The following is a 26,477-nucleotide window of genomic DNA, read 5'->3' as shown; positions in this document are numbered from 1 at the left end:
GCCGCCACGGCGCTGTAACTCAACGCTCGTGAACGTAGGTGCCTGGGGAGGCTTCGCCGGCGGCATAGGTACGGTTGCCCAGGCGGGTCGGTGCCTTTTTCAGCGCGCCGGCACGCTCGCCCAGCCAACTCTGCCAGTGCAACCACCAGGAGTCTGCATGCTTGATGGCATTTTCCTGCCAGGCCACCGGGTCACCCGGGCGATCGGCACCGGTCATGAAACGTGCCTTCGGGTTGCCCGGCGGGTTGAGGATGCTCTGGATATGCCCGCTGTTGGACAGTACGAATTCGATCTTGCCGCCGAACAGATGTGCCGAGCGGTAGCATGACGGCCATGGGGTGATGTGGTCGTTGGTGCCGGCGAGGCTGTAGATGTCGCATTTGACCTGTTTCAGGTCGATCGCGGTGCCGCACACTTCCAGGGCGTCGGGGCGGGTCAGCGGGTTGCTCTTGAACATTTCGATCAGGTCGCCGTGGAAGGCGGCCGGCAGGCGCGTGGTGTCGTTGTTCCAGAACAGGATGTCGAACACGGGGGGCTCATTGCCGAGCAGGTAGTTGTTTACCCAGTAGTTCCAGATCAGGTCGTTGGGGCGCATCCAGGCGAACACCTTGGCCATTTCGCTGCCTTCCAGCACGCCCGCCTGATAGGAGTGGCGCTTGGCGGCCTCCAAGGTCTGCTCGTCGACAAACAAAGCAACCTGGTTGTCCATGGTGGTGTCCAGCACGCTGACCAGCAGGGTCAGGGCGTTGACCTTGTTCTCGCCAATGGCGGCATAGTGGCCCACCAGTGCGGTACAGGTGATGCCACCGGAGCAGGCGCCGAGCATGTTCAGGTCCTTGCTGCCGGTAATCGACAGCACCGCGTCGACGGCTTCTTTCAGCGCATCGATATAGGTGGACAGGCCCCATTCGCGCTGGGCCTTGGTCGGGTTGCGCCAGCTGATGATGAAGGTCTGCTGCTGCGAGCGCAGGCAGAAGCGCGCCAGGCTCTTTTCCGGGCTGAGGTCGAACACGTAGAACTTGTTGATCTGTGGCGGCACCACCAGCAGCGGACGCGCATGCACTTGTTCGGTGATGGGGCTGTACTGGATCAGTTCCAGCACATCGTTGCGGTACACCACCGCGCCTTCGCTGGTGCCCAGGTTCTTGCCCACTTCGAAGGCATCCATGTTCACCTGGCTGGGCATGCCGCCGTTGTTGACCATGTCCTTGGCCAGGTTGGACAGGCCATCGAGCAGGCTCTTGCCGCCGGTTTCGAAGAAGCGTTTGACCGCAGCCGGGTTGGACAGGGTATTGGTCGGCGCCATGGCCTCGGTCATCAGGTTGATGACGAACTGGCCGCGGCTGATGTCCTGGGGGGACAGGTCGCTGCTGCTCACCCAGTCCTGCAGCTCCTTGCGCCAGGCCAGGTAGGTTTGCAGGTAGCGGCGGTACAGCGGGTTGTTGCTCCAGGCCGGGTCATTGAAGCGACGGTCGTCGCTGTCCGGGGCCAGGCTGGATTTGCCCAGCAACACGTTCTTCAGCTCCAGGCCAAAGTGAGCCACATGCTTGGCGCTGTGCAGCGGTTGGCGCACGGCCTGGCGCAGCACGGTGCGTGCCGAGCTCAACAGGTCCTTGCGGCGGATGCCGATGACCGGGTTCAGCCCCAGGGTGTTTTCCGAGGCCTGCCGCTGCAGCTCATCGTTGTTCTTGTTACTCATCTACGACGCTCCGTTGTCCTGAGACGAGTACCGGTTGCTGTGGCGGGTGCACAGCCCTGAGCCCGGTACTGCTACTCGGGTGACCAGTGATAAGGAACAGCGGTGCTGCGTGGGTTCTGCCGACCTGCAAAGTCATGCAGGGAACTTGCCACACCCATTGGTTACCCGACTTTCGTGTAATGCGCAAGACAGCCCTTCACTGGGCTGTCTGCAAGTCATTCAAACAGATGAATTTAGAAAATGCGCTCTAAACCCCGCAGGCCTTGCGCTAGAGCATGAGCTTGACCACAGATTCGGCTGGGTCGCGGGATTTGCCGGCCTTGTGCAACTCGTCGAGGTATTCCGCCCACAGTTGTTCCTGACGCAGGCACAGTTGCTCAAGGTATTCCCAAGTGAACAAGCCGCTGTCATGGCCGTCGTCGAAGGTCAGTTTCAGTGCATATTGGCCGGCAGGTTCCAAGCCACTGAGGCCGACGTTGATCTTGCCGAACTGCAGGATGGGGTTGCCGTGGCCCTGGACCTCGGCGGAGGGAGAGTGCACGCGCAGGAATTCGGCGGGCAGGTGGTAGACCTCGCCGGGCGCGTAGGTGAGGCTGAGGGTCTTGGAGGCTTTGTGCAGGTTGATGGCGGTAGGCAGGCGGGCCATGGGCAGAATCTCTCGGGAGCTGATGAAGCACAGCTTCCAGCTTATGGGGGAGGGATTCAAGGGCCTCTTCGCGGGCAAGCCCGCCCCCGCACGGATCACCACAGGCCCAAGGGTTGTGGTGGCGCGTGCACGAGCGGGCTTGCCCGCGAAACTGTCGAAACCGGTCTTACAGAATGTAACGCGACAGGTCTTCGTTCTGTGCCAGCTCACCCAGGTGGCTGTTCACATACGCCGCGTCGATCTGGATCGGCGCTTCGTCATGGGTGCTGGCCAGGTCGCCCGCACTGAACGACACTTCTTCGAGCAAACGCTCGAGCAGGGTGTGCAGGCGGCGGGCACCGATGTTTTCGGTCTTCTCGTTGACCTGGTAGGCAATCTCGGCCAGGCGCTTGATGCCGTCGGCGAGGAACTCGATGTTCAGGCCTTCGGTCTTCAGCAATGCCTGGTACTGCTCGGTCAGCGACGCGTGCGGCTCCTGCAGGATGCGCTCGAAGTCTTCCGGGGTCAGTGCCTTCAGCTCGACACGAATCGGCAGACGGCCTTGCAGCTCGGGCACCAGGTCGCTCGGCTTGCTCAGGTGGAATGCACCCGAGGCAATGAACAGAATGTGGTCGGTCTTGACCATGCCCAGCTTGGTGTTGACGGTGCAGCCTTCGATCAGCGGCAGCAGGTCGCGCTGTACGCCTTCACGGGACACGTCGGCGCCGCCAACGTTGCCACGCTTGGCAACCTTGTCGATTTCGTCGATGAACACGATACCGTGCTGTTCGACTGCTTCCAGGGCCTTGGCCTTGAGCTCTTCCTCGTTGACCAGGCGGCTCGCTTCTTCATCGCGAACCATCTTCAGCGCTTCCTTCACCTTCAGCTTGCGCGCTTTGCGCTTGCCCTTGCCCATGTTGGCAAACAGGCTCTGCAGCTGGTTGGTCATTTCTTCCATGCCGGGCGGCGCAGCAATTTCGACACCGACGGCATCGGCCACTTCGATCTCGATTTCCTTGTCGTCCAGCTGGCCTTCGCGCAGGCGCTTGCGGAACAGCTGGCGGGTGTTGGAGTCGCTGCTGGTCTGTGCGGCTTCTTCGCTGAAGCTGGTGACGCGTGCCTGGGGCAGCAGGGCGTCGAGGATGCGGTCTTCGGCGGCGTCTTCGGCGCGGTGGCGCACGCGGATGATTTCCTGCTCGCGCAGCATCTTCAGCGCGGCATCGGCCAGGTCACGGATGATCGACTCGACGTCGCGGCCCACGTAGCCCACTTCGGTGAACTTGGTGGCCTCGACCTTGAGGAACGGCGCGTTGGCCAGTTTGGCCAGCCGGCGGGCGATTTCGGTCTTGCCGACGCCGGTAGGGCCGATCATCAGGATGTTCTTGGGGGTGACTTCGGCACGCAGCTCGGCAGGGAGCTGCATGCGCCGCCAGCGGTTGCGCAGGGCAATAGCCACGGCGCGCTTGGCGTCGTCCTGGCCGATGATGTGGCGGTTGAGTTCGTGGACGATCTCGCGGGGGGTCATGGACATGATCAATACGGTCCTTGGGCAGGTGAGTCAGCGTGGAAAAGCCCCTTCATCGGGAAGGGGCGCCAGAACAGCTGAATCAGTCGGCCAGGTCCTGCTCCTCGATGGTCAGGTTGTGGTTGGTGAACACGCAGATGTCGCCGGCGATGTTCAGGGCGGTCTCGGCGATTTCGCGGGCCGAGAGGTCGGTCTTGTTCAGCAGGGCACGGGCTGCGGCCTGGGCATAGGCGCCGCCGGACCCCATGGCGATCAGGCCATCTTCGGGTTCGACCACGTCACCGTTGCCGGTGATGATCAGGGATGCATCCTTGTTGGCCACGGCCAGCATGGCTTCCAGGCGGCTCAGGGAGCGGTCGGTACGCCATTCCTTGGCCAGCTCGACGGCGGCGCGTACCAGGTGACCCTGGTGTTTTTCCAGCTGACCTTCAAAGCGCTCGAACAGGGTGAAGGCGTCGGCAGTGGCGCCGGCGAAGCCCGCGATGACCTGGCCGTGGTACAGGCGGCGCACCTTCTTGGCGTTGCCTTTCATCACGGTGTTGCCGAGGGATACCTGGCCGTCGCCGCCCATGACGACTTTGCCGTTACGGCGGACAGAAACGATTGTGGTCAAGGGGAGAGTCTCCACGCAGCGGGGCGAAAGTGCCTGATGCAGACTCATATGGGGGTGGGGGGAAGGATTTCAACCGGGGGGATGAATGGTCGCGCTTGGCGGGGGGACTATGTGAAGGCATTCGCGGGCACGCCCGCTCCCACAGGGTTACCACATGCCTTGGAATTGTGGTGATCCTGTGGGAGCGGGCGTGCCCGCGAAGCATGGTACTCAGGCCTCGTGGCAGATGTGCCCATCGACCAAGGTATAACGCACCGCGCCCGGCAGGCAGTGGCCGATGAACGGGCAGTTCTCGCCACGGGAGAACCATTGTTCGCCAGCAACGGTGGACGCTTGCGGGTCGAACAGCACCAGGTCGGCCGCGCCACCCACTTTCAGCTCACCGGCCGGCAGGCGCAGGGCGGCAGCCGGGCCGCTGCTCAGGCGGGCCAGCAAGGTTGGCAGGTCGAGCAGGCCGTCCTGCACCAGGGTCATGGCCAGTGGCAGCAGCAACTCGACGCTGCTGATACCCGGCTCGGTGGCGCCGAACGGGGCCAGCTTGGCATCGCGCTCGTGCGGCTGGTGATGGCTGGAGATGGCCTGGATCACCCCCGACTTCACCGCCTCGCGCAACCCGTCACGGTCGGCAGCGGTGCGCAGCGGCGGCTGCACGTGGTACAGGCTGGAGAACTCGCGCAGCGACTCGTCCGTGAGGATCAGCTGGTACAGCGCTACATCGGCGGTTACCGGCAGGCCCAAGGCCTGGGCCTGGGCGATCAGCCGCGCACCACGGGCGCTGGTGATCTGGCTGAAGTGCGCACGCACGCCGCTCTGTTCCACCAGCAGCAGGTTGCGCGCCAGGGCCACGGTTTCGGCGCTCTCCGGGATGCCCGGCAGGCCGAGGAAGCTGGCCATGGCACCTTCGTGGGCCAGGCCGCCCTGGGCCAGATCGCGGTCCTGGGAGTGGAACACCACCGTCAGGTCGAAGGTGGCGGCATACTCCAGGGCGCGGGCCAGGGTACGGTTGTTGGGGATTTCCTTCAGGCCGTTGCCAAACGCTACGCAACCGGTGTCACGCAGGGCCACCAGTTCGGCCAGTTGCTCGCCCTCCAGGCCCTTGGTCAGGGCGCCGACCGGGTAGACCTTGCTGTTGGCGGCTTCGCGGGCGCGGTCAAGGATAAGTTCGGCTACCGCCGAGGTGTCCAGCACCGGCTTGGTCTGTGGCGGGCAGCACAGGCTGGTGACACCGCCGGCAACGGCAGCGCGGGTTTCACTGGCGATGTTGCCTTTGCGGCTGTAACCCGGCTCGCGCAGGGACACGCCCAGGTCAACCAGACCGGGCGCAGCTACCAGGCCATCAGCCTGGATCGTGCGGCTGGCGCTGAAACCGGCCGGTGCGGCGCCGATGGCGACAATGCGGCCGCCGTCCAGGTGCAGGTCGGTGACCTGGTCCAGGCCGCTGTTGGGGTCGATGACCCGGGCGCCGAGAATACTGATGGTCACTGGGCGTTCTCCTGGTCCAATTGACGTTGCGCGTTCTGCCCGCTCATGGCCATGGACAGCACGGCCATGCGCACGGCGATACCGTAGGTGACCTGGTTGAGGATCACCGAGTGCTTGCCATCGGCAACCGCCGACTCGATTTCCACGCCACGGTTGATCGGGCCCGGGTGCATGACGATGGCGTCAGGCTTGGCCCCGGCCAGGCGCGCGGTCGTCAGGCCGAACAGGCGGTAGAACTCGCCTTCGCTGGGCAGCAGGCCACCGGCCATGCGCTCACGCTGCAGGCGCAGCATGATCACCACGTCGACGTCTTTCAGGCCTTCGGCGAGGTCGGTGTAGACCTTTACGCCGTACTGCTCGATACCGATCGGGATCAGGGTTTTCGGCCCGATCACGCGGATGTCCGGGCAACCCAGCGCTTTGAGCGCGAGCATGTCGGAACGGGCCACACGCGAGTGCAGGATGTCGCCGACGATCGCCACGGACAGGTTTTCGAAGCTGCCTTTGTGACGGCGGATGGTGAGCATGTCGAGCATGCCCTGGGTCGGGTGCGCGTGGCGGCCGTCACCGCCGTTGATCACGGCCACTTCCGGGCACACGTGCTCGGCGATGAAGTGCGCGGCGCCGGAGTCGGAGTGGCGTACGACGAACATGTCGGCGGCCATGGCTTCGAGGTTGCGCAGGGTGTCGAACAGGGTTTCGCCCTTGCTGGTCGAGGAGGTCGACACGTTCAGGCTGATCACGTCGGCCGACAGGCGCTGGGCTGCCAGTTCGAAGGTGGTACGGGTACGGGTCGAGTTCTCGAAGAACACGTTGCACACAGTCTTGCCGCGCAGCAACGGGACTTTTTTCACAGCCCGGGCACCGACTTCCAGGAAGGAGTCGGCGGTGTCGAGGATCTCGGTGAGCAGTTCGCGGGGCAAACCGTCAAGCGAGAGGAAGTGGCGCAGCTGGCCCTGATCATTGAGCTGCAGCGGGCGCTTGGCGTCGATTGGCGTCATCGCGGGGGACTCTTAAAGGGCGGAAGCGGAGGCGAGGTCCTGGCGCTCGAGGGCGAGCGGTGCGGGTCCGGTCAATTTTACCCGTTCATGGGCGGCCAGCGACAGGGTGGCGCCGAGCACGTTCGGGCGAATCGGCAGTTCGCCGGCATCCAGGTCCAGCAGGCAGACCAGAGTGACGCTGGCCGGGCGGCCGTAATCGAACAGTTCGTTGAGCGCCGCGCGGATGGTACGACCGCTCATCAGCACGTCATCCACCAGCACCAGGTGCTGGCCTTCGACCTCGAACGGCAACTCGGAAGGGCGCACTTGTGGGTGCAGGCCGTTCTGGCTGAAGTCGTCGCGGTAGAACGACACGTCCAGGGTGCCCATTGGGCTGGTGTCGCCCATGGCATCCTGCAGGGCCTGGGCAACCCAGACGCCGCCGGTGCGGATACCGATGTAACGGGGCTCGGTGATTGCCCGGCGCGCCAGGTGGGCACGAAGGTCGACAGCCATCTGCCGGATCAGCTCGGCGGGATTGGGTAGGCTCATTGCGGGCTCCTCGGAAGGGTGCGCCGGGTGGGCCCGGCGGCAAAGATGATCAGGTATTGGCCTCCAGCCAGCCTTGCAGCAACAAGGCGGCGGCAATGGCATCGACCGGGTTGTCGCGGTAGCTGCCACGCTGGCCGCCACGGGCCATGCGCTCGCCTTTGGCCTCGAAGGTGGTCAGGCGCTCGTCGTGCGTGTGCACGGGCAGGTTGAAGCGGCCGTTCAGGCGGCGGGCGAACTTTTCGGCGCGGGCGCTCATTTCGCTGGGTGTGCCGTCCATGTTCAGCGGCAGGCCTACGACAATGGCATCTGGCTTCCATTCGGCAATCAGCTTTTCCACCTGGGCCCAGTCCGGTACGCCGTTCTGCGCCTTCAGGGTGCACAGTTCGCGGGCCTGGCCGGTAATCACCTGGCCGACGGCCACGCCGATCTGTTTGCTGCCATAGTCGAAGCCCAGCAGCAGGCGTAGATCAGCCATCAGGCGTGGCCCGCCTGGCTGGTCAGCAGGTGCAGGTTGATCCCCAGGCTGGCGGCCGCAGCCTCAAGGCGCAGGTCGCTGGCCATTCCGAAGACGATTTCCGGGTCGAACGGGCAGTTCAGCCAGGCGTTGTCGGCCAGTTCCGCTTCCAGTTGGCCCGCTTCCCAACCGGCATAGCCCAAGGTGATCAGGCTCTGTTTCGGGCCCACACCGGCGGCGATAGCCAGCAATATGTCCTGTGACGTGGTCAGCGACAGCCCTTCCAGCGCCACGCTGGCCTGGAAACTGCACTCGCTGCTGTGCAGCACGAAACCGCGGTCGGTTTGTACCGGGCCACCTTGGTAGATCGGCACCTGCAGGGTGCTGGCCGGCGGCGTTTCGTCCGGGCGCAGTTGCTCGAGGATGTCGGCCAGGCTCAGTTCCTGTGGTCGGTTGACCACCAGGCCCATGGCGCCATGCTCATTGTGCTCGACGATATACGTGAGGGTCTGGGCGAAGTTCGGATCGGCCATGTGCGGCATGGCGATCAGGAACTGGTGCTTGAGGTAGCTGGGTGCGAGGGTTTTCATGGGGGATAGTGTGGCGCCAGGTGGCGAGACTGACAAGGTGGGCTTTGTGTCGCTTTTGCCGGCCCCTTCGCGGGCATGCCCGCTCCCGCCGATACTCCACAGGCTTCAGCGCCGGTGAGCAACCTGTGGGAGCGGGCGTGCCCGCGAAGAGGCCGGCACAGGCAGAAAATCAGTTACTGGACAAACGGTCCCCACGGGCAAAGCGCCAGGTGCGGATGATCTCCAGCCGGTCGAACTCGGCCAGATCCCCGGTAAACGGTGCAAACGGCGCGGCCAGCCGCACGATGCGTTGCGCCGCCTGGTCCAGCACGGGCTGCCCGGATGATTCCAGTACCAGCACCTCGTACAGCGAGCCATCGCGGTTGATCGAGACCATCATGCGCAAGTTGCCGTAGATCTGCTGTCGGCGTGCTTCGTCGGGGTAGTTGAGGTTACCCACGCGCTCGACCTTCTTGCGCCACTCTTCCTTGTACCAGGCGCCCTTGTCGCGCATGGTCGACGCGGCGTTCAGGCGATGGATGCGCGGGCGCTTGGCGTACATCTGCTGCTCGTTGGACAGCTCCGCCTCCAGGCTGGCGATCTGGCTGGACAGCTGCGAGCTGTCGAAGTCCGGTGCCGGTGCGGCTGGCTTGGGCTGCGCCTTGCTTTCCTTGGGTTTGGGCTCGACCTTGTGCGGCTTGGGCGCCGTCGTCACCACTGCCGACTTTTTCGGGGGAGGGGGTGGGACCACCTCGGGCCTGGCCGCAGGCGGTGGGGTGATCTTGTTGATCTTGCTGTCCTGGAACGGCGCCAGCTCGGTGGTCTTGGGCACCGCTTTCTTGTCCAGGGTGCCGCTGCCTTGCTGGTTGTCCTGGGCCTGGAAGTCAGCCTTCTCGGGCGGTTTCTCGCTCTTGAAGGTGGCCAGGGTGATGTCCATGGTGTGGCGGATTTCGGCAGGCTTGACCACGGTGAAGCCGACGCCAAGGATCAGCGCCAGGTGCACCAGCGCAGCCAGGAACAGGGTGAAGCCAAGCCGGTCCGCAGGGCGAACACGGGGAGGCAGCAGGTCGGCAGGGACGTCAGCGGGGTGCGTCATCAGGTATCCAGCAACCGCAGGGCGGGGCAGCAGCTCAGTCGAATAGGACCGGCATCATACCCCACTCTACGGCTTTACTTCGCGTTGGCTGTCAGCGTGCCTTTAGCTTGCGATCAATGGCATCCATCAGCTTGCCACCGATATCGGTGTTGTAGGCGGCATCGATTTCGCGGATACAGGTGGGGCTGGTGACGTTGATTTCGGTGAGGTAGTCGCCGATCACGTCCAGGCCAACGAACAGCAGGCCCTTCTCGCGCAGCGTCGGGCCGACCTGGGCGGCGATCCAGCGGTCGCGCTCGGTCAGTGGGCGGGCTTCGCCACGCCCGCCTGCGGCCAGGTTGCCACGGGTTTCGCCGCTGGCCGGAATGCGTGCCAGGCAATAGTCCACTGGCTCGCCATCGATCATCAGGATGCGCTTGTCGCCGTCCTTGATTGCCGGCAGGTAGGCCTGCGCCATGATCTGCTGGGTGCCCAGTGCGGTCAGGGTTTCCAGGATCACCGACAGGTTGGGGTCGCCAGCCCGGTGACGGAAGATCGACGTACCGCCCATGCCATCCAGTGGCTTGAGGATCACGTCGGCATGCTTGGCGGTGAATTCGCGAATGATGTCCGGGCGGCGGCTGACCAGGGTCGGGGTGGTGCATTGCGGGAACAGCGTGGCGAACATCTTCTCGTTGCAGTCGCGCAGGCTTTGCGGGCGGTTTACCACCAGTACGCCGTCGTTCTCGGCTTGTTCCAGCAGGTAAGTGCTGTAGACGAACTCCATGTCGAAGGGCGGGTCCTTGCGCATCAGGATCACGTCCAGCTCGGCCAGCGGGCTGTCCTGCTCCTCGCCCAGTTCGAACCAGCGTGCAGGGTCGGCAAACACCTTCAGCGGGCGCATGCGGGCGCGGGCCTTGCCTTCGCCCTGATACAGGTCTTGCTGTTCCATGTAGAACAGGCTCCAGCCGCGTGCCTGGGCGGCCAGCAGCATGGCCAGCGAGCTGTCCTTCTTGTAGGAGATGGACGCGATGGGGTCCATCACAATGCCGAGGCGAACGCTCATGGTGGGTCCTCTTGGCGGCAGGTGGCCGCGGTGGATCGAAAGAAAAGTGGCTCAGGGTGGCGCCGCGAACGCCGACGGTCAAGGGGCGCGGCAGATGGAATGGCCATCCGGAGTATGCTAAAAATGCAGCTGCAAGCCTTGAGCTACAAGCCTCAAGAAAAGAGCATCCATGCGCCGAGCTGCTTTCTTGCAGCTTGCCGCTTGCAACTTGCGGCTTCAATCCTACTGGTAGGCGTCTATGGAACAACCCCTGAAGGTGATGGTGATCGACGATTCCCGCACGATCCGCCGCACCGCGCAGATGTTGCTCGGTGAAGCGGGCTGCGAGGTGATCACCGCCAGCGATGGCTTCGATGCCCTGGCCAAGATCGTCGACCATCAGCCCAGCATCATTTTCGTCGATGTGCTGATGCCACGCCTGGACGGCTACCAGACCTGCGCGGTAATCAAGCACAACAGTGCCTTCAAGGACACCCCGGTTATCCTGCTGTCGTCCCGCGATGGCCTGTTCGACAAGGCCCGCGGGCGGGTGGTCGGTTCCGATCAGTTCCTGACCAAGCCGTTCAGCAAGGAAGAACTGCTCGACGCGATCCGCGCCCATGTGCCCGGGTTTGCCGCACCTCAACAACACGCACCCTGACCGAGCCCCGCCATGGCGCGGTCCTACTTTCCTGATGGGGAAACAGCATGGCCCGAGTTCTGATTGTCGACGACTCGCCGACAGAGATGTACAGATTGACCGAATGGCTGGAAAAGCACGGCTACCAGGTGCTCAAGGCCAGCAACGGTGCCGACGGCGTGGCCCTGGCCCGGCAGGACAAGCCCGACGCGGTGCTGATGGACATCGTCATGCCTGGCATGAACGGCTTCCAGGCCACCCGCCAGCTCAGCAAGGACCCGGACACCAGCGCTATTCCAGTGATCGTGGTAACCACCAAGGACCAGGAAACCGACCGTATCTGGGCCACGCGCCAGGGTGCCCGTGACTTCCTGACCAAACCGGTGGAAGAGGAGGCGCTGATCGCCAAGCTCAAAGAAGTGCTGGGGGCTTGACCACCCGCCCGCAAGGCGCGTCGCTGACCGCCTTTGAGTTGTTGCTGGACATCGACCGGCGCTGTCGCCTGCTGGTTGCCGACCAGCCGCCGCAGGACAACCGCGTGCAGCAGTGGAGCGGCATTGGCTTTCGCATTGCCGGGCAGTGGTTCGTCGCGCCCATGGGCGAAGTGGCCGAGGTGCTGCGCGAGCCGCGCAGTAGCCGCGTTCCCGGCGTGCAGCCGTGGGTGTGCGGGGTGGCCAACCTGCGTGGCCGGCTGTTGCCGGTGATGGACCTGAGCTGCTTCTTCGGCCTTGGCCACGCCGCACCGGGCAAGCAGCGGCGAGTGCTGGTGCTGGATCACGACGACCTGTTCGTCGGTTTGCTGGTCGACGAGGTGCTGGGCCTTCAGCACTTTGCCCTCGACAGCCTGCAGCTGTCGCCGCCGCAGCCGCTGATCCCTGCCGCTGCACGCTTTGTGCAGGGGTATTTTCCGCGTGAACGTAACTGGGCGATCTTCAGCCCCTTTGCCCTGGCCCAGGCGCCGGGCTTTCTCGATGTGGCGTTATAGGACCTGCGAACGTGAACAAGCCTGCCACCCCCGTCACTGCCACCACCGTGAGCCCACGTACCCGCAGCATCGCGCAGATCACCGTGCTGTTCCTGATCCTGATCCTTTCGATCATCTTGCTGTTCGCCAACTTTGCTTACCTGAATACCCAATCCAACTACGACAAGCAGTACATCGGCCATGCCGGCGAGCTGCGCGTGCTGTCGCAGCGTATCGCCAAGAACGCCACCGAGGCGGCCACCGGCAAGGCCCTGGCCTTCAAGCTGCTGTCGGATGCGCGCAATGATTTCGAACGGCGCTGGGGTTACCTGCGCCAGGGTGACAAGTCCACTGGCCTGCCGCCTGCGCCACCTGCGGTGCGTGACGAGATGGAATCGGTACGCCGCGACTGGGAAAACCTGCGCAAGAACACCGACATCATCCTGGCCAGCGAGCAGACCGTGCTGTCGCTGCACCAGGTGGCAGCGACCCTGGCCGAGACCGTGCCGCAGCTGCAGGTGGAATACGAAAAAGTGGTCGAGATCCTGCTGCAGAGCGGTGCCCCGGCCAATCAGGTTGCGGTGGCCCAGCGCCAGCTGTTGCTGGCCGAACGCATCCTTGGCTCGGTCAACACCGTGCTGGCCGGTGACGACAGCGCCGCCCAGGCGGCCGATGCCTTCGGCCGTGACGCCGGGCGCTTTGGCCAGGTGCTGGAGGGCATGCTCAATGGCAATGCGACAATCCAGATAACCCGCGTCGAGGACGCCGATGCGCGTGCGCGGCTGGCCGAAATCGCCGAGTTGTTCCAGTTCGTTGCCGGCTCGGTGGATGAAATCCTCGAAACCTCGCCCGAACTGTTCCGTGTGCGGGAGGCTGCGGGCAACATCTTCAGCCTTTCGCAAACCCTGCTCGACGAAGCGTCGCACCTGGCGAACGGTTTCGAGAACCTGGCTGGCGGGCGCACCCTCGACACCGTTGGCGGCTATGCCCTGGGGCTGCTGGCGCTGGCCTCGATCATCCTCATCGGCCTGGTCATGGTGCGCACCACCAACCGCCAACTGCGCGAGACCGCAGAAAAGAACGAACGCAACCAGCAGGCCATCATGCGCCTGCTCGACGAGATCGAAGAGCTGGCAGATGGCGACCTGACCGTGACCGTATCGGTGACTGAAGACTTTACCGGCGCCATTGCCGACTCGATCAACTATTCCGTGGACCAGTTGCGCGACCTGGTCGCCACCATCAACCACAGTGCAGTGCAGGTCGCCGCCGCCGTGCAGGACACGCAGAACACTGCGCGGCAACTGGCCAAGGCCTCAGAGCACCAGGCTGCACAGATCAGCGAGGCGTCCGAGGCGGTGGGTGACATGGTCGAGTCGATCGACCGGGTTTCGGCGCATGCCTACGAATCGGCCAAGGTGGCCGAGCGTTCGGTGGCCATTGCCAACAAGGGCAACGAGGTGGTGCACAACACCATCAATGGCATGGACAACATTCGCGAGCAGATCCAGGACACTGCCAAGCGGATCAAGCGCCTGGGCGAGTCCTCCCAGGAAATCGGCGACATCGTCAGCCTGATCGACGACATTGCCGACCAGACCAACATCCTTGCCCTGAACGCCGCCATCCAGGCCTCGCTGGCCGGTGAGGCCGGGCGCGGGTTTGCCGTGGTTGCCGACGAGGTGCAGCGCCTGGCCGAACGCTCATCGTCTGCCACCCGCCAGATCGAGGCGCTGGTGCGTACCATCCAGGCCGATACCAACGAAGCGGTGATCTCCATGGAGCAGACCACTGCCGAAGTGGTGCGTGGCGCACGCCTGGCCCAGGATGCCGGGGTGGCGCTGGCCGAGATCGAAGGGGTATCGCAGAACCTCGCCGACCTTATCCACAGCATCTCCGACGCTGCCCAGTTGCAGACCTCGTCGGCCGGGCAGATCTCCCACACCATGGCGGTGATCCAGCAGATTACCGCGCAAACCTCTGCCGGCTCCGGTGCCACCGCCGACAGCATCCGCCACTTGGCCCGCATGGCCAGCGAGATGCGCCGTTCGGTGTCCGGTTTCACCCTGCCACCCCCTACCGAGCCGCGTTAAGGAATAGCGACCATGGCTTCTGCAGTAAGCCCCGAGCGTCACGAAACAGTGGCGCTGGCCTGGACCAAGGCCGCCATCCTCGATTGCCTGGGCCAGGCACGGCAGGCGCTGGAGCGCTTTGCCGGCGAGACGGGTGACCTGTCGATGATGGCTTTCGTGGTCGACAACCTGCACCAGGTGCACGGCTGCCTGCGCATGCTCGAACTGCGCGGCGCCACGCGCCTGGCCGAGGAGCTGGAGCTGTTTGCCAGGGCGTTGGCCGACGGCCAGGTCAGCCCCCGGGGTGATTGCCTTGGTGCATTGTTCCGCGGCCTGGAGCAGTTGCCCTCGTACCTGGAGCGGTTGCGCGGTGCTCGCCATGACCTGCCACTGGTGATGCTGCCGTTGCTCAACCAGCTGCGCGCCTGCCGGGGGGAGGAACCGCTGGCTCAGGCCAGCCTGATGACCGGCGCCGCCCAACGCTTCGCGGGTGACGATGACCTTGCCAACCTCGACCTGTCGCTGGGCAACTGGCGTCACCAACTGCAGGCCGGGTCGGGGCGTGATGCGCTGCGTTCGGTGGTGACTGCACTGTGCGATGACTTGATGCGCATCAAGGAGCGCCTGGACCAGTTCGGGCGCGGCGACCGTCAGCACCGCGAACAGCTCGATGCGCTGTTGGCGCCGTTGCGCCACGTGGCTGACACCCTGGCGGTACTGGGCTTTCAGCAACCGCGGCGGGTGATCATCGACCAGGTGCTGGCGTTGCAGGCATTGGCTCAGGGCGAGCGGGCGGTGGACGACGCGGTGTTGATGGATGTGGCGGGGGCCCTGCTGTACGTGGAGGCCTCCCTGAACGGCATGGTCGGCCCTTTGGAGGAAAACGGCCAAGGCAGCCTGCCGGGCTCGGACCTGGCCGAGATACGCCAGCTGGTGCTGAATGAATCGCTGAACGTGTTGCAGCAGGCCAAGGATCTGATCGGCGATTACCTGGAGTCCGACTGGCCGCGGCAACGCCTGCAGCCCTTGCCGGGGCTGTTACAGCAGATCCGCGGGGCATTGGCCATGTTGATGCTGCCGGCCGTGGCCGAGCTGTTTGTCGGCTGCGCAAGCTATGTGCAGCGTTGGTTGCAGCACCAGGAGGAAGAGCCGCCGATTGATGAGCTGACGCACTTGGCCGAGGCACTGAGCGCTGCCGAATGCTACCTGCAATGGCGGACGGCAGACCCGCTGGCCGATGGCCAACCCTTTATCGAGATGGCACGGGCCAGCCTGGCGGCGCTGGGTGTGCAGTGCGCGGTGATCGGGGCCAGCCCAGACCAGGACGGCAATGGCGATGGCATCGATGATGAGCTTCGCCAAGTGTTCCTTGACGAGGCGGGCGAACTGCTGCCGGAAATCGAGCGCCACTGGCTGCGCTGGCGTGCCGACAACCAGCAGCGCGAGGCACTGGGTGAAGTGCGTCGCGCGCTGCATACACTCAAAGGCAGCGGCCGCATGGTCCATGCCGAGGCGGTGGCTGAACTGGCCTGGGGCGCCGAGCACCTGCTGAACCGGGTGCTCGAGGGCCGCAGCGTGCTCAGCCCGGAAGGGGTTGTAGCGCTGCAGCAGGTGTTCGTTCACCTGCCTGACCTGCTGGCCGACTTTGCCGCCGGCCAGTTGCCGCAACTGACTGAAATCGAGCAATTGGCCGGGCATCTGCACAGCCTGGCCGAAAACGATGCCCCGGCGGCTGCCGGTGTCGATGGCCTCGATCCGCAGTTGCTGGGTATTTTTCGCAGCGAGGCGCAGGGCCATCTGGCCAGCCTTGAGGTTTATCTGCAAAACACCGGTGGCCACGACACGCCGGTCAGCGATGACTTGCAGCGTGCCTTGCACACACTCAAAGGCAGTGCCGCCATGGCCGGTGTGATGCCGGTGGCCGAACTGGCCACTGCCTTCGACCGCCTGGCCCGTGAGTACAAGGGCCATCAACTGCCACTGCAAATGGCCGAAATGGAATGGCTGGAGGCTGCGCGGTCGTTGTTCCATCTGGGCTTGGCGCAACTCGATAGCACGCCCCTGGCCGCCATCCCCGGTGCCGCGGAACTGATCGAGCAGGTTGGCCAGGCCGTGGACCGCCGCCTGGCCAGCCTGCATGAAGACCCGCACCATGCCGGCCGCAGCAAGCGTGATCCGCAGTTGGTCGCCAGCTTCCTGGCCCAGGCCATGGACATCCTGCTCGATGCAGAGACGTTGTTGTCGCGCTGGCAGCAACAGCCCGCCCAGCGCGACGCACTGGATAACCTGCTCGACCAGATGACCACCCTGGGGCACGCCGCGCACCTGGCCGACCTGTGGCAGATGGATGACGTGTGCGAGGCGTTGCTGGACCTGTATGGCGCTGTGGAGGAGGGCAGCCTGCCTGCCGATGCCCGCTTCTTCAGCCAGGCGCAGCGGGCCCATGAAGCCTTGCTGGACATGCTGGACGAAGTGGCGGCCGGGCAGGATATTCCACCGCGCCCGGAGCTGGTCGACAGCCTGCGCAACCTGCTGGACCAGGCCTTGGCGCCAGATGCCACCGGCCTGGTGGGCATCGATACGGTCACACCACTGCACCCGGACATGGACCTGTCCGATACCTTCGGGTTGCCACGCCCGCCGTTGCAACCGCAGGTGGCCGAGCCGCTTGCCGAGGAGCCGGAAAGCCCCGGCGAAGAGCTGCTGGAAGTGTTCCTAGAAGAAAGCTCGGACATCGTCGAGAGCGCCGCGGCGGCCCTGGCGCGCTGGCAGGCCGACCCGCGCAGCAGCGTCGAGGTGGACAACCTGATGCGCGACCTGCACACCCTCAAGGGCGTGGCGCGCATGGTCGAAATTACCCCGATCGGCGACCTGGCCCACGAACTGGAGTTTCTCTATGAGCTGTTGGCTGCGGGTAGATTGCCGCCAAGCGCGCCACTGTTCGCACTGCTGCAGAACTGCCACGACCGGCTGGCGCATATGCTTGACGCTGTGCGCCTGGGGCAGCCGCTGCATGCCGCTACAGCGCTGATCGACTACATTCGCAACTTCAGTAGCGCCGCACTGACAGACAGTGCCGCGGGCCAGGGGCCGCCAGAAGCTGCCACCGCCGAAGTACCGGCAGCAGCGCCAGAGCGGGCACCGGGTGACATGGTCAAGGTCGACGCCGAGCTGCTCGACGACCTGGGTAACCTGGCCGGCGAGCACTCGATCATCCGGGGGCGCATCGAGCAGCAGGTCAACGACGCGCAGTTCGCCCTCAACGAGATGGAGACCACACTCGAGCGCATGCGTGATCAGTTGCTGCGTCTGGATGTCGAGACCCAGGGGCGAATCTCCAGCCGGCAGCAGTTCGAAGGCGATGCCTATGACGACTTCGACCCGCTGGAAATGGACCGCCACTCCCAGCTGCAGCAGCTGTCACGGGCCCTCTTCGAGTCTGCCTCGGACCTGCTCGACCTGAAGGAGACCCTGGCTCAGCGCGCTCAGGAGGCCTACAGCCTGCTGCAACAGCAGGCGCGGGTGAACAGCCAGTTGCAGGAGGGCCTGACGGCCACCCTGATGGTGCCGTTCGAGCGCCTGGTGCCGCGCTTGCAGCGCGTGGTGCGGCAGGTGGCCAGCGAGCTGGGCAAGCAGGTGGAACTGGTGGTTGGCAATGCCGAGGGCGAACTGGACCGCAGCGTGCTGGAACGTATGGTGGCGCCGCTGGAGCATATGCTGCGCAACGCCGTTGACCACGGCCTGGAAAGCCGCGCAATGCGCCTGGCCGCCGGCAAGCCGGAGCAGGGCACCATCCATCTGAATTTGCTGCATGAGGGCGCCGATATCGTCATCGAAATGACGGATGATGGTGCCGGCGTGCCCCTGGAAGCGGTGCGGCGCAAGGCCATCAAGCGCGGCCTGCTGGACCCGCAGGCGCAGTTGAGTGACCACGAGATCCTGCAGTTCATCCTGCGGCCAGGCTTTTCCACCGCCGAAAAGATCACCCAGATTTCCGGGCGCGGGCTGGGCATGGATGTGGTGCACGAGGAGGTCAAGCAACTGGGTGGCTCGATGAGTATCGAGTCGGCGCAGGGCAAGGGGGCGCGTTTCCTGATCCGCCTGCCGTTCACCGTGTCGATCAACCGTGCGCTGATGGTGCACCTGGGCGAAGAGCAATACGCCATTCCGCTCAATACCATCGAGGGCATCGTCCGCGTGCCACCTGCCGAGCTTGCGGCGTGCTACCAACTGGACTCGCCGCGCTATGTCTATGCCGGCCACGAATACGAGCTGCGCTATCTGGGCGAGTTGCTGCAAGGCCTGCCGCGCCCCGCGCTGCTGGGGCAGAGCGTGCCGTTGCCGGTGCTGCTGGTGCATTCCAAGGAGCAGTCGTTCGCCATCCAGGCCGACAGCCTGTCGCCCAGCCGCGAGATCGTGGTGAAAAGCCTGGGGCCGCAGTTTGCCGCGGTTGCCGGGTTATCGGGGGCGACACTGCTGGGCGATGGCCGGGTGGTGCTGATTCTTGACCTGCTGGGCCAGCTGCGCGGCCAGCAGCGACGTCTGGCCCGCTTGCCTGGTGGCGGTAGCCAACGCCAGTTGCTTGGCCCGGCGCCGCGCCGTGCCTTGCTGGTGATGGTGGTGGACGATTCGGTAACCGTACGCAAGGTAACCAGCCGCCTGCTGGAGCGCCACGGTATGAGCGTGCTTACGGCCAAGGATGGTGTCGATGCCATGGCCCTGCTGGAAGAGCACCGGCCTGACGTGTTGTTGCTGGACATCGAAATGCCGCGCATGGACGGCTTCGAGGTGGCCACACGCATCCGCCGTGACGCACGGCTGAAAGACTTGCCGATCATCATGATCACCTCGCGCACCGGCCAGAAGCACCGGGACCGCGCCATGGCCATCGGCGTCAACGAATACCTGGGCAAGCCGTACCAGGAATCGCTGCTGTTGCAGAGCATCGCCCATTGGAGCCAGGCCCATGCTTGAACTGATTTCCGGCCAGCGCAGCAGCCTGACCGGGCTGTTGCTGCCGTTGGGGGACCGCACGCTGGTGTTGCCCAACGTGGCGGTGGCCGAGTTGAGCGGGCAGCGTAACCTGGTGTGCCAGCACGGCGACCCCGCCTGGCACCTGGGGTGGATCGACTGGCGTCAGCAACGCCTGCCGTTGATCGGTTTCGAGGCCGCATGCGGTGGTGAGACACCGTGCGGGGACCGGGCTCGCGTGGTGGTGCTCAATGCGTTGGGCGATACCGGTTTGCGCTACCTGGCGCTGTTGCTGCAGGACATTCCGCGCTCGTGCAAGCTCGACAGTCAGCTTAACTACGTGGATGTGGCGCTGGGCAGGTTGGAGCTGGCGGCGGTGCAGGTGGGTGAGCAGGTGGCGCGGGTGCCGGACCTGGTCGCATTGGAAAGGCTGGTGCGTGACGCGGATCTGCAACCTGACCTTGGTTAGGATGTGAGGCGCAGGGCCTCTTCGCGGGTAAACCCGCTCCTACAATGGCTGCGCGCTCCGTTGTAGGAGCGGGTTTACCCGCGAAGGGGTCATCAGCATCACAACAGGAACCCAGCCCACCTCAGGAGGTCTGTGTTTGCATGTATTACGGTGAACGCTTCAACGCCTGGACCCACCTGGTCGGTGCCGTCCTCGCTGCTATTGGTGCCATCTGGCTGATCGTGGCCGCGGGCCTGCAAGGCGACCCGTGGAAGATCGTCAGCTTCTCCATCTACGGCGGCACGCTGCTGTTGCTGTACAGCATTTCCACCCTGTACCACAGCACCCGTGGGCGGGCGAAAGTGATCATGCGCAAGCTCGACCACCTGTCGATCTATCTGCTGATTGCCGGCAGCTACACGCCGTTTTGCCTGGTCAGCCTGCGCGGCCCTTGGGGATGGAGCCTGTTCGGCGTGGTCTGGGGGCTGGCGATCATCGGCATGTTGCAAGAGATCAAGCCGCGCTCCGAGGCGCGGATCCTTTCGATCATCATCTATGCGGTAATGGGCTGGATCGTGCTGGTGGCAGTCAAGCCACTGCTGAACTCGCTGGGCACGGCCGGCTTCGCCTGGCTGGCTGCCGGCGGCGTGTTCTACACCGTCGGCATCATCTTCTTCGCCTTCGACAGCCGCTTCCGCCACTGGCATGGCATCTGGCACCTGTTCGTGATCGCTGGCAGCCTGATGCACTTCGTGGCGGTGTCGTTCTACGTGCGCTAGTTAAAAATCGCCCCACAACTGCTGTGCCACCGACATCGCCACCACCGGCGCGGTCTCGGTGCGCAGCACGCGCGGCCCAAGGCGTGCTGCGTGGAAACCGGCGGCTTTGGCCTGCTCGACCTCGGCTTCGCTAAGGCCGCCTTCGGGGCCGATCACGAAGGCCAGGGTGGCGGGCTTTTCATGGCTGGTGAGCGGCTCGGCCACCGGGTGCAGGACCAGCTTCAGGTCAGCCTTGGTGCTGCTCAACCATTCAGCCAGGGTCACGGGTGGGTGGATGACGGGCAAGGTAGAACGCCCGCATTGTTCACAGGCGCTGATCGCCACTTGGCGCCAGTGGGCCAGGCGCTTGTCGGCGCGCTCATCTTTCAGGCGTACTTCGCAGCGCTCGCTGACGATCGGGGTGATTTCGTTGGCACCAAGCTCGGTGGCCTTCTGGATCGCCCAGTCCATGCGCTCGCCACGGGAAAGGCCCTGGCCCAGGTGCACATGCAGCGGTGAATCGGCCTGGCCGGCAAAGGCCTGGTCAAGGCTGACGCGGACAGTTTTCTTGCCCACCTCGAGCAACTGACCACGGTATTCCTGGCCGCTGCCATCGAACAGCTGCACGGCGTCGCCGGGTGCCATGCGCAGCACGCGGCCAATGTAATGGGCCTGGGCCTCGGGCAGGTCGTGCTCGCCAAGGCTCAGGGGGGCGTCGATGAAGAAGCGGGACAGTCTCATGGGTTTGCTCGGTAAATAGAGAGACGCAGATCCCCTGTGGGAGCGGGCGTGCCCGCGAATCAGGCGCCGCGGTGCCTGGCAAGGGCTTCGCCCTTGTTCGCGGGCTCGCACGCTCCCACAGGAAAAGTGGTGTGGCGAATTGCCGGGCCTAGCCCGGGTCGCGGAAGTCGGGGTGGAAGTTGGCCGGCACTGCGACACTGACGCTGTCGCGGGTGGCGATATCGATGCCTTCGCTGGCCACTTCGGCAAGGAAGTCGATCTGCTCGGGGGTGATCACGTACGGCGGCAGGAAGTACACCACGCTGCCCAGCGGTCGCAGCAGGGCGCCGCGGGTCAGGGCGTGCTCGAACACCTTCAGGCCACGGCGCTCCTGCCAGGGATAGGCAAGCTTGCCTGCCTTGTCTTGCACCATTTCGATGGCCAGGGCCATGCCAGTCTGGCGTATTTCGGCAACGTGAGCATGATCGGCCAGGTGTGCAGTGGCTGTGGCCATGCGCGTGGCCAGGGCCTTGTTGGCCTCGATCACGTTGTCCTGCTCGAAGATATCCAGGGTCGCCAGCGCTGCAGCGCACGCCAGCGGGTTGCCGGTGTAGCTGTGCGAGTGCAGGAATGCGCGCAGTGTCGGGTAATCGTCATAGAACGCCTGATACACCTTGTCGGTGGTCAGGCAGGCGGCCAGCGGCAGGTAGCCGCCGGTGAGGGCCTTGGACAGGCACAGGAAATCCGGGCGGATGCCGGCTTGCTCGCAGGCGAACATCGTGCCGGTACGGCCGAAGCCCACGGCGATCTCATCGTGGATAAGGTGCACGTCGTAACGGTCGCAGGCCTCGCGCAACAGCTTGAGGTACACCGGGTGGTACATGCGCATGCCACCGGCACCCTGGATCAGCGGCTCGACGATCACGGCGCTGATCGAGGCGTGGTGTTCGGCCAGGGTCTGCTCCATGGCCTGGAACATGTTGCGCGAGTGCTCCTCCCAGCTCATGCCCTCCGGGCGCAGGTAGCAGTCAGGGCTTGGCACCTTGAGGGTGTCGAGCAGCAGCGCCTTGTAGGTTTCGGTGAACAGCGGCACATCACCCACCGACATGGCGGCAATGGTTTCGCCGTGATAGCTGTTGGTCAGGGTGACGAAGCGCTTCTTGTCCGGTTTGCCGATGTTCTGCCAGTAGTGGAAGCTCATTTTCAGCGCCACTTCGATGCACGACGAGCCATTGTCGGCATAGAACACCCGGTCGAGACCGGCCGGGGTCATGGCGACCAGGCGTTCGGACAGCTCGATCACTGGCTGATGACTGAAACCGGCCAGGATCACGTGCTCGAGCTGGTCGACCTGGTCCTTGATGCGCTGGTTGATGCGCGGGTTGGCATGGCCGAACACGTTGACCCACCAGCTGCTTACCGCATCCAGGTAGCGTTTGCCCTCGAAGTCTTCCAGCCACACGCCTTCGCCGCGCTTGATCGGGATCAGCGGCAGCTGCTCGTGGTCTTTCATCTGGGTACAGGGGTGCCACAGGACCTTGAGGTCGCGTTGCATCCACTGATCATTGAGGCCCATGGGCACTTCTCCTGGCTTTGCGGCGTGGTTCGACCGCGTAAGCCTAAGCAATGCCGCAGGGCAGGACAACCGCTGCCGTTCAATGGCGGTGGGTGCTGGTCCATTCGAGCCTGCTGCCATGCACAGAGCAAAGCCCTGCAGGATGTGGTGCCGGAGTGAAGGCTCAGGCCTGAGGCTGTGCGCAGTCACCAGGCTCATGCAGAGGTCCCTGCTACTGTGTGGCATAGCTACCGACAAAAATATGAGCTGCCAAAAGGACTTGATGTCACTGCGCTGGCAGGGTGCTCGGACCTGACGTATTCTTAACGCATCTTCCTGGGGCATTCCTGCCTCTCCCCGTTTCTGTAACCTCTGACTCGGAGTTCGCCGACATGGCTGCTGCTTGGGTGCGCCTGTGCGCGTTGGTATTGATTGGTGTGTCCAGCGGCGCTGCGCTGGCAAAAGACAAGACGCCCACGGCGATTGTCGTGGGGGGTGGCCTGGCAGGCCTGACGGCAGCCTACGAGCTGCAGAACAAAGGCTGGCAGGTGACCTTGCTGGAGGCCAAGGCGGGCATGGGCGGGCGTTCGGGCCTGGCGACCAGCGAGTGGATCGGCAACGCCAAGGCACAGCCGGTGCTCAACCAGTACCTCGACCGTTTCAAGCTTGAAACACTGCCGGCGCCCGAGTTCGTGCGTACCCCGGGTTACCTGATCGACGGCGAGTACTTCAGCGCCAGCGACCTGGCCACCAAGCAACCGGCCACTGCCGAGGCGCTCAAGCGTTATGAGAAAACCCTCGATGACCTGGCCCGTTCGATCGATGACCCGCTGAACCCGCAGGCAACCAGCACGCTGTTCGCCCTCGACCAGATCAATGTCTCCACCTGGCTGGACAAACTGCAACTGCCGGCCACCGCCCGTCAGTTGATCAATCAGCAGATCCGCACCCGCTACGATGAACCGTCGCGCCTGTCGCTGCTGTACTTCGCCCAGCAGAACCGCGTCTACCGCGGCGTCAGCGACCGCGACCTGCGCGCTGCGCGCCTGCCCGGTGGCAGCCCGGTGCTGGCCCAGGCTTTCGTCAAGCAGCTGAAAACCATCAAGACCAACTCGCCGGTTACCGCCATTGTCCAGGACAAGGATGGTGTCACGGTAAAAGTCGGCAGCGTCGGCTACAAGGCGGACTATCTGGTCATGGCTGTGCCCCTGCGCGCGCTGGCCAAGATTCAGATGACCCCTGGCCTGGACAGCCAGCACCTGGCGGCGCTCAAGGGCACCAACTATGGTTGGCGCGACCAGATCATGCTCAAGTTCAAGAAACCCGTATGGGAAAGCCGTGCACGCATGTCGGGCGAAATCTACAGTAACGCCGGCCTCGGCATGCTGTGGGTCGAGCCGGCGCTCAAGGGTGGTGCCAACGTGGTGATCAACCTGTCCGGCGACAACGCACGCCTGCTGCAGGCCTTTGGTGAAAAGCAGATGGTCGACCAGGTGCTGATCCGTCTGCATGCGTTCTACCCCCAGGCCCGTGGCGCGTTCACTGGTTACGAGGTCAAGCGATACAGCGCGGACGCTGGCACGGGTGGTGCCTACCTGGCCTACGGCCCAGGGCAGATCAGTAAATACTGGCGCCTGTGGGAGCGTCCGGTGCAGCGCATGACCTTTGCCGGTGAGCACACGGATGCCCTGTACCCGGGCACCCTGGAAGGCGCCCTGCGCAGTGGCCAGCGTGCGGCCAGCCAGGCACAGGACCTGTTGGCCGGCAAGTCGTTCGACCCGGCCAAGGCGCTGCCGGTTGCGGCGGCGGCAGGTGCGGCGGCCGCCAAGGAGAGCAAGGGCGGCTTCTTCTCCAATATGTTCGGCGGTTCGTCCGACAAGGGCGACAAAGCTGACAAGGCGCCGGCCAAAGCTGAGCCTAAGCAGGCCGAAGAGGCCAAGCAGGACAAGCAGGACAAGCCAGGCTTCTTCAAGCGCCTGTTTGGCGGGGCGCAAGCGCCAGAGGCGAAGGTTGAGCCAATTGCCAAGGCTGAGGAAGTGGCGCCTGCACCTGCGCCCGCTCCACAGGCGGCTCCGGCTCCTGCAGCGCCTGCGCCTGTGGCCAAGGAAACGGCTGCCAAGCCTGCGGCAACCAAAGCCGCTCCCGCCAAGCATGCGCCCGCGCACAAGCCAGCCCACAAGCCTGCCGAGACGAAAAAGGCGACAGCCAAGTCGGAGCCTGCGAAGAAGGCTGTAACCAATACCCAGGCCAAGGCGGGCTGATCGATCGACAGTGCCGGCCTGTTCGCAGCCTGAGGGCCGGCACTGCAACCCCAACTCTCCGACTATCGTTAATGTTTTCTTAATGGTCAGCTAACAGAATAAATATCGGATTCCTCGATAATCCAAAGCAATTTTTTCCGCTTTTATTCGATACGTTACGCGTTAGTCTGTGCATAGCTTTCACGGGGAAACACGCAACATGCAACTGCGCAATTCACCTTCTCGCTACGGCGTGGTCAGCATCATCCTGCACTGGGGCGTGGCGCTGGCAGTTTTCGGCCTGTTCGGCCTGGGCTTGTGGATGGTCGGCCTGGACTACTACAGCCCTTGGCGCAAAGCTGGCCCGGACCTGCACAAGAGCATCGGCCTGGTGCTGCTGGCGGTGATGCTGCTGCGGGTAGTCTGGCGTTTCATCAGCCCGCCACCACCGGCACCAACCAACCATGGTGCGGTCACAAGCCTGGCGGCCACGCTGGGCCACCTGGCCCTGTACCTTGGGCTGTTTGCGGTGATGGTTGCCGGTTACCTGATTTCCACCGCCGACGGCGTCGGCATTCCGGTGTTCGGCCTTTTCGAAGTGCCGGCACTGATCAGCGACCTGCCTGACCAGGCAGATGTGGCGGGTGTGGTTCATTTGTGGCTGGCTTGGGGGCTGGTGATTTTTGCCGTGCTGCATGCCCTTGCCGCGCTCAAGCATCATTTCATCGACCGTGACGCGACCCTGACTCGCATGCTGGGCCGCAAAGCTTGACTCTCAACCTCAATTACACAGGAAGGAACAGGATGTTGAAAAAGACTTTTGCCGCTCTGGCGCTCGGTACCGCTCTGCTCTCTGCTGGCCAGGCCATGGCTGCCGAGTACAAGATCGACAAGGAAGGCCAGCACGCGTTCGTTGACTGGAAAATCAGCCACCTGGGCTACAGCTTCATCCACGGTACTTTCAAGGATTTCGACGGCAGCTTCACCTGGGACAGTGCCAAGCCTGAAGCCAGCAAGATCAGCGTCGACTTGAAAACTGCCAGCCTGTGGTCGAACCACGCCGAGCGTGACAAGCACATCGCCAGCGCCGACTTCCTCGACGTGAAGAAGTACCCGGACGCCAAATTCGTCTCCACCAGCGTCAAGTCGACTGGCGACAAGACGGCTGACGTGACTGGTGACCTGACCATGCACGGTGTCACCAAACCGGTGACGTTCAAGGCTACCTTCAACGGTGAAGGCAAGGACCCATGGGGTGGTGAGCGCGCAGGCTTCAACGCCACCACGACGCTGAACCTGAACGACTTCGGCATCAAAGGCCCAGGTGCTACTTCGCAGACCCTGGACCTGGATATCAGTGTCGAAGGTGTGAAGCAGAAGTAATTTCTGCCAGCTGAAAACCGAGGGGGCCGCTTTGCGGCCCTATCACGACACAAGGCCGCGCCTGCAGAGATCAAGAAATTCTCTGCAGGCGCGGCCTTGTGTCGTGA

The 26,477-nt window shown here is 64.1% G+C and carries 23 protein-coding genes; 10 read left to right on the top strand and 13 right to left on the bottom strand.

Annotation, left to right across the window (positions count from 1 at the left end; all coding sequences use genetic code 11):
• Window positions 1-19 precede the first annotated feature (19 nt).
• From phaC to gshB, 11 genes are all read right to left on the bottom strand, one after another.
• Window positions 20-1,699, bottom strand: a complete 1,680-nt coding sequence (gene phaC, locus ACI7M0_RS24630; RefSeq protein ID WP_010955566.1) for a class II poly(R)-hydroxyalkanoic acid synthase — start codon at window positions 1,697-1,699, stop codon at window positions 20-22.
• Window positions 1,700-1,967: 268 nt separating this feature from the next.
• Window positions 1,968-2,345 carry a gamma-butyrobetaine hydroxylase-like domain-containing protein gene (locus ACI7M0_RS24625; protein WP_003249306.1) on the bottom strand — a complete coding sequence of 126 codons (378 nt, stop codon included), beginning with the start codon at window positions 2,343-2,345 and terminating at the stop codon, window positions 1,968-1,970.
• Window positions 2,346-2,511: 166 nt separating this feature from the next.
• The gene (gene hslU, locus ACI7M0_RS24620) at window positions 2,512-3,855 is read right to left on the bottom strand and encodes an ATP-dependent protease ATPase subunit HslU (RefSeq protein ID WP_003249308.1); all 1,344 of its coding nucleotides are present in this window, start codon (window positions 3,853-3,855) and stop codon (window positions 2,512-2,514) included.
• Between the two features lie 76 nt (window positions 3,856-3,931).
• Window positions 3,932-4,462 (bottom strand): ATP-dependent protease subunit HslV, encoded by a 531-nt coding sequence (gene hslV, locus ACI7M0_RS24615; RefSeq protein ID WP_003249309.1) that lies wholly within the window; start codon window positions 4,460-4,462, stop codon window positions 3,932-3,934.
• 210 nt (window positions 4,463-4,672) lie between these two features.
• Window positions 4,673-5,944, bottom strand: a complete 1,272-nt coding sequence (locus ACI7M0_RS24610) for a dihydroorotase (RefSeq protein ID WP_010955564.1) — start codon at window positions 5,942-5,944, stop codon at window positions 4,673-4,675.
• Complete coding sequence (locus tag ACI7M0_RS24605; RefSeq protein WP_003249311.1) at window positions 5,941-6,945, bottom strand: aspartate carbamoyltransferase catalytic subunit; 1,005 nt, start codon at window positions 6,943-6,945, stop codon at window positions 5,941-5,943. Before ACI7M0_RS24605 ends, ACI7M0_RS24610 begins: the two co-directional genes overlap by 4 nt.
• Before the next feature lie 12 nt (window positions 6,946-6,957).
• A complete protein-coding gene (pyrR, locus tag ACI7M0_RS24600) occupies window positions 6,958-7,476 on the bottom strand; it encodes a bifunctional pyr operon transcriptional regulator/uracil phosphoribosyltransferase PyrR (protein ID WP_020191541.1) in 519 nt (172 codons plus the stop codon).
• A 49-nt stretch (window positions 7,477-7,525) separates the two neighbouring features.
• A complete protein-coding gene (gene ruvX, locus ACI7M0_RS24595; RefSeq protein WP_010955563.1) occupies window positions 7,526-7,951 on the bottom strand; it encodes a Holliday junction resolvase RuvX in 426 nt (141 codons plus the stop codon).
• Window positions 7,951-8,520, bottom strand: a complete 570-nt coding sequence (locus ACI7M0_RS24590) for a YqgE/AlgH family protein (protein WP_003249318.1) — start codon at window positions 8,518-8,520, stop codon at window positions 7,951-7,953. The genes ruvX and ACI7M0_RS24590 overlap by 1 nt, the downstream gene beginning before the upstream one ends.
• Before the next feature lie 169 nt (window positions 8,521-8,689).
• Complete coding sequence (locus ACI7M0_RS24585; RefSeq protein ID WP_014592660.1) at window positions 8,690-9,595, bottom strand: energy transducer TonB; 906 nt, start codon at window positions 9,593-9,595, stop codon at window positions 8,690-8,692.
• A gap of 91 nt (window positions 9,596-9,686) precedes the next feature.
• Window positions 9,687-10,640, bottom strand: coding sequence for a glutathione synthase (gene gshB / locus ACI7M0_RS24580; protein ID WP_010955561.1), 954 nt, complete (start codon window positions 10,638-10,640; stop codon window positions 9,687-9,689).
• 238 nt (window positions 10,641-10,878) lie between these two features.
• On the opposite strand from gshB, the gene ACI7M0_RS24575 reads away from it, so the two are divergent.
• The 7 genes from ACI7M0_RS24575 (at window position 10,879) to ACI7M0_RS24545 (ending at window position 20,493) form a co-directional block, all read left to right on the top strand.
• Window positions 10,879-11,280: a PleD family two-component system response regulator gene (locus ACI7M0_RS24575; RefSeq protein ID WP_010955560.1), complete on the top strand. Its 402-nt coding sequence runs from the start codon at window positions 10,879-10,881 to the stop codon at window positions 11,278-11,280.
• Window positions 11,281-11,327: 47 nt separating this feature from the next.
• Window positions 11,328-11,693 (top strand): twitching motility response regulator PilH, encoded by a 366-nt coding sequence (gene pilH, locus ACI7M0_RS24570; protein WP_003249327.1) that lies wholly within the window; start codon window positions 11,328-11,330, stop codon window positions 11,691-11,693.
• Window positions 11,690-12,244: a chemotaxis protein CheW gene (locus ACI7M0_RS24565; RefSeq protein WP_010955559.1), complete on the top strand. Its 555-nt coding sequence runs from the start codon at window positions 11,690-11,692 to the stop codon at window positions 12,242-12,244. The genes pilH and ACI7M0_RS24565 overlap by 4 nt, the downstream gene beginning before the upstream one ends.
• 47 nt (window positions 12,245-12,291) lie before the next feature.
• Window positions 12,292-14,316 carry a methyl-accepting chemotaxis protein gene (locus tag ACI7M0_RS24560; RefSeq protein WP_256658262.1) on the top strand — a complete coding sequence of 675 codons (2,025 nt, stop codon included), beginning with the start codon at window positions 12,292-12,294 and terminating at the stop codon, window positions 14,314-14,316.
• A gap of 12 nt (window positions 14,317-14,328) precedes the next feature.
• Entirely contained in the window at window positions 14,329-19,269 is a 4,941-nt protein-coding gene (locus tag ACI7M0_RS24555) for an Hpt domain-containing protein (RefSeq protein WP_129933148.1), read from the top strand.
• A complete protein-coding gene (locus ACI7M0_RS24550; protein WP_129933149.1) occupies window positions 19,262-19,735 on the top strand; it encodes a chemotaxis protein CheW in 474 nt (157 codons plus the stop codon). The genes ACI7M0_RS24555 and ACI7M0_RS24550 overlap by 8 nt, the downstream gene beginning before the upstream one ends.
• Window positions 19,736-19,875: 140 nt before the next feature.
• Window positions 19,876-20,493, top strand: a complete 618-nt coding sequence (locus tag ACI7M0_RS24545; protein ID WP_014754668.1) for a hemolysin III family protein — start codon at window positions 19,876-19,878, stop codon at window positions 20,491-20,493.
• Here the strand turns inward: ACI7M0_RS24545 and ACI7M0_RS24540 are convergent, their stop codons facing one another.
• Both ACI7M0_RS24540 and ACI7M0_RS24535 read right to left on the bottom strand, forming a co-directional pair.
• Entirely contained in the window at window positions 20,494-21,213 is a 720-nt protein-coding gene (locus tag ACI7M0_RS24540; RefSeq protein ID WP_104962683.1) for a 16S rRNA (uracil(1498)-N(3))-methyltransferase, read from the bottom strand.
• A gap of 148 nt (window positions 21,214-21,361) precedes the next feature.
• Window positions 21,362-22,768, bottom strand: a complete 1,407-nt coding sequence (locus tag ACI7M0_RS24535; protein WP_010955554.1) for an adenosylmethionine--8-amino-7-oxononanoate transaminase — start codon at window positions 22,766-22,768, stop codon at window positions 21,362-21,364.
• Window positions 22,769-23,139: 371 nt separating this feature from the next.
• Between ACI7M0_RS24535 and ACI7M0_RS24530 the strand changes: the two genes are divergently transcribed.
• The 3 genes from ACI7M0_RS24530 (at window position 23,140) to ACI7M0_RS24520 (ending at window position 26,370) form a co-directional block, all read left to right on the top strand.
• Window positions 23,140-25,008 carry a flavin monoamine oxidase family protein gene (locus ACI7M0_RS24530; RefSeq protein WP_129933151.1) on the top strand — a complete coding sequence of 623 codons (1,869 nt, stop codon included), beginning with the start codon at window positions 23,140-23,142 and terminating at the stop codon, window positions 25,006-25,008.
• A 199-nt stretch (window positions 25,009-25,207) separates the two neighbouring features.
• On the top strand, window positions 25,208-25,759 hold the full coding sequence (locus ACI7M0_RS24525; protein WP_129933153.1) for a cytochrome b: 552 nt from the start codon (window positions 25,208-25,210) through the stop codon (window positions 25,757-25,759).
• A 32-nt stretch (window positions 25,760-25,791) separates the two neighbouring features.
• On the top strand, window positions 25,792-26,370 hold the full coding sequence (locus ACI7M0_RS24520) for a YceI family protein (protein ID WP_020191536.1): 579 nt from the start codon (window positions 25,792-25,794) through the stop codon (window positions 26,368-26,370).
• The last annotated feature ends 107 nt before the right edge of the window (window positions 26,371-26,477 follow it).

This window comes from Pseudomonas sp. 10(2024) (assembly GCF_045164175.1).
Classification (GTDB): domain Bacteria; phylum Pseudomonadota; class Gammaproteobacteria; order Pseudomonadales; family Pseudomonadaceae; genus Aquipseudomonas; species Aquipseudomonas alloputida.
Note: the sequence above shows the minus strand (reverse complement) of the source record. Positions and strands in the feature narration are given on the sequence as shown.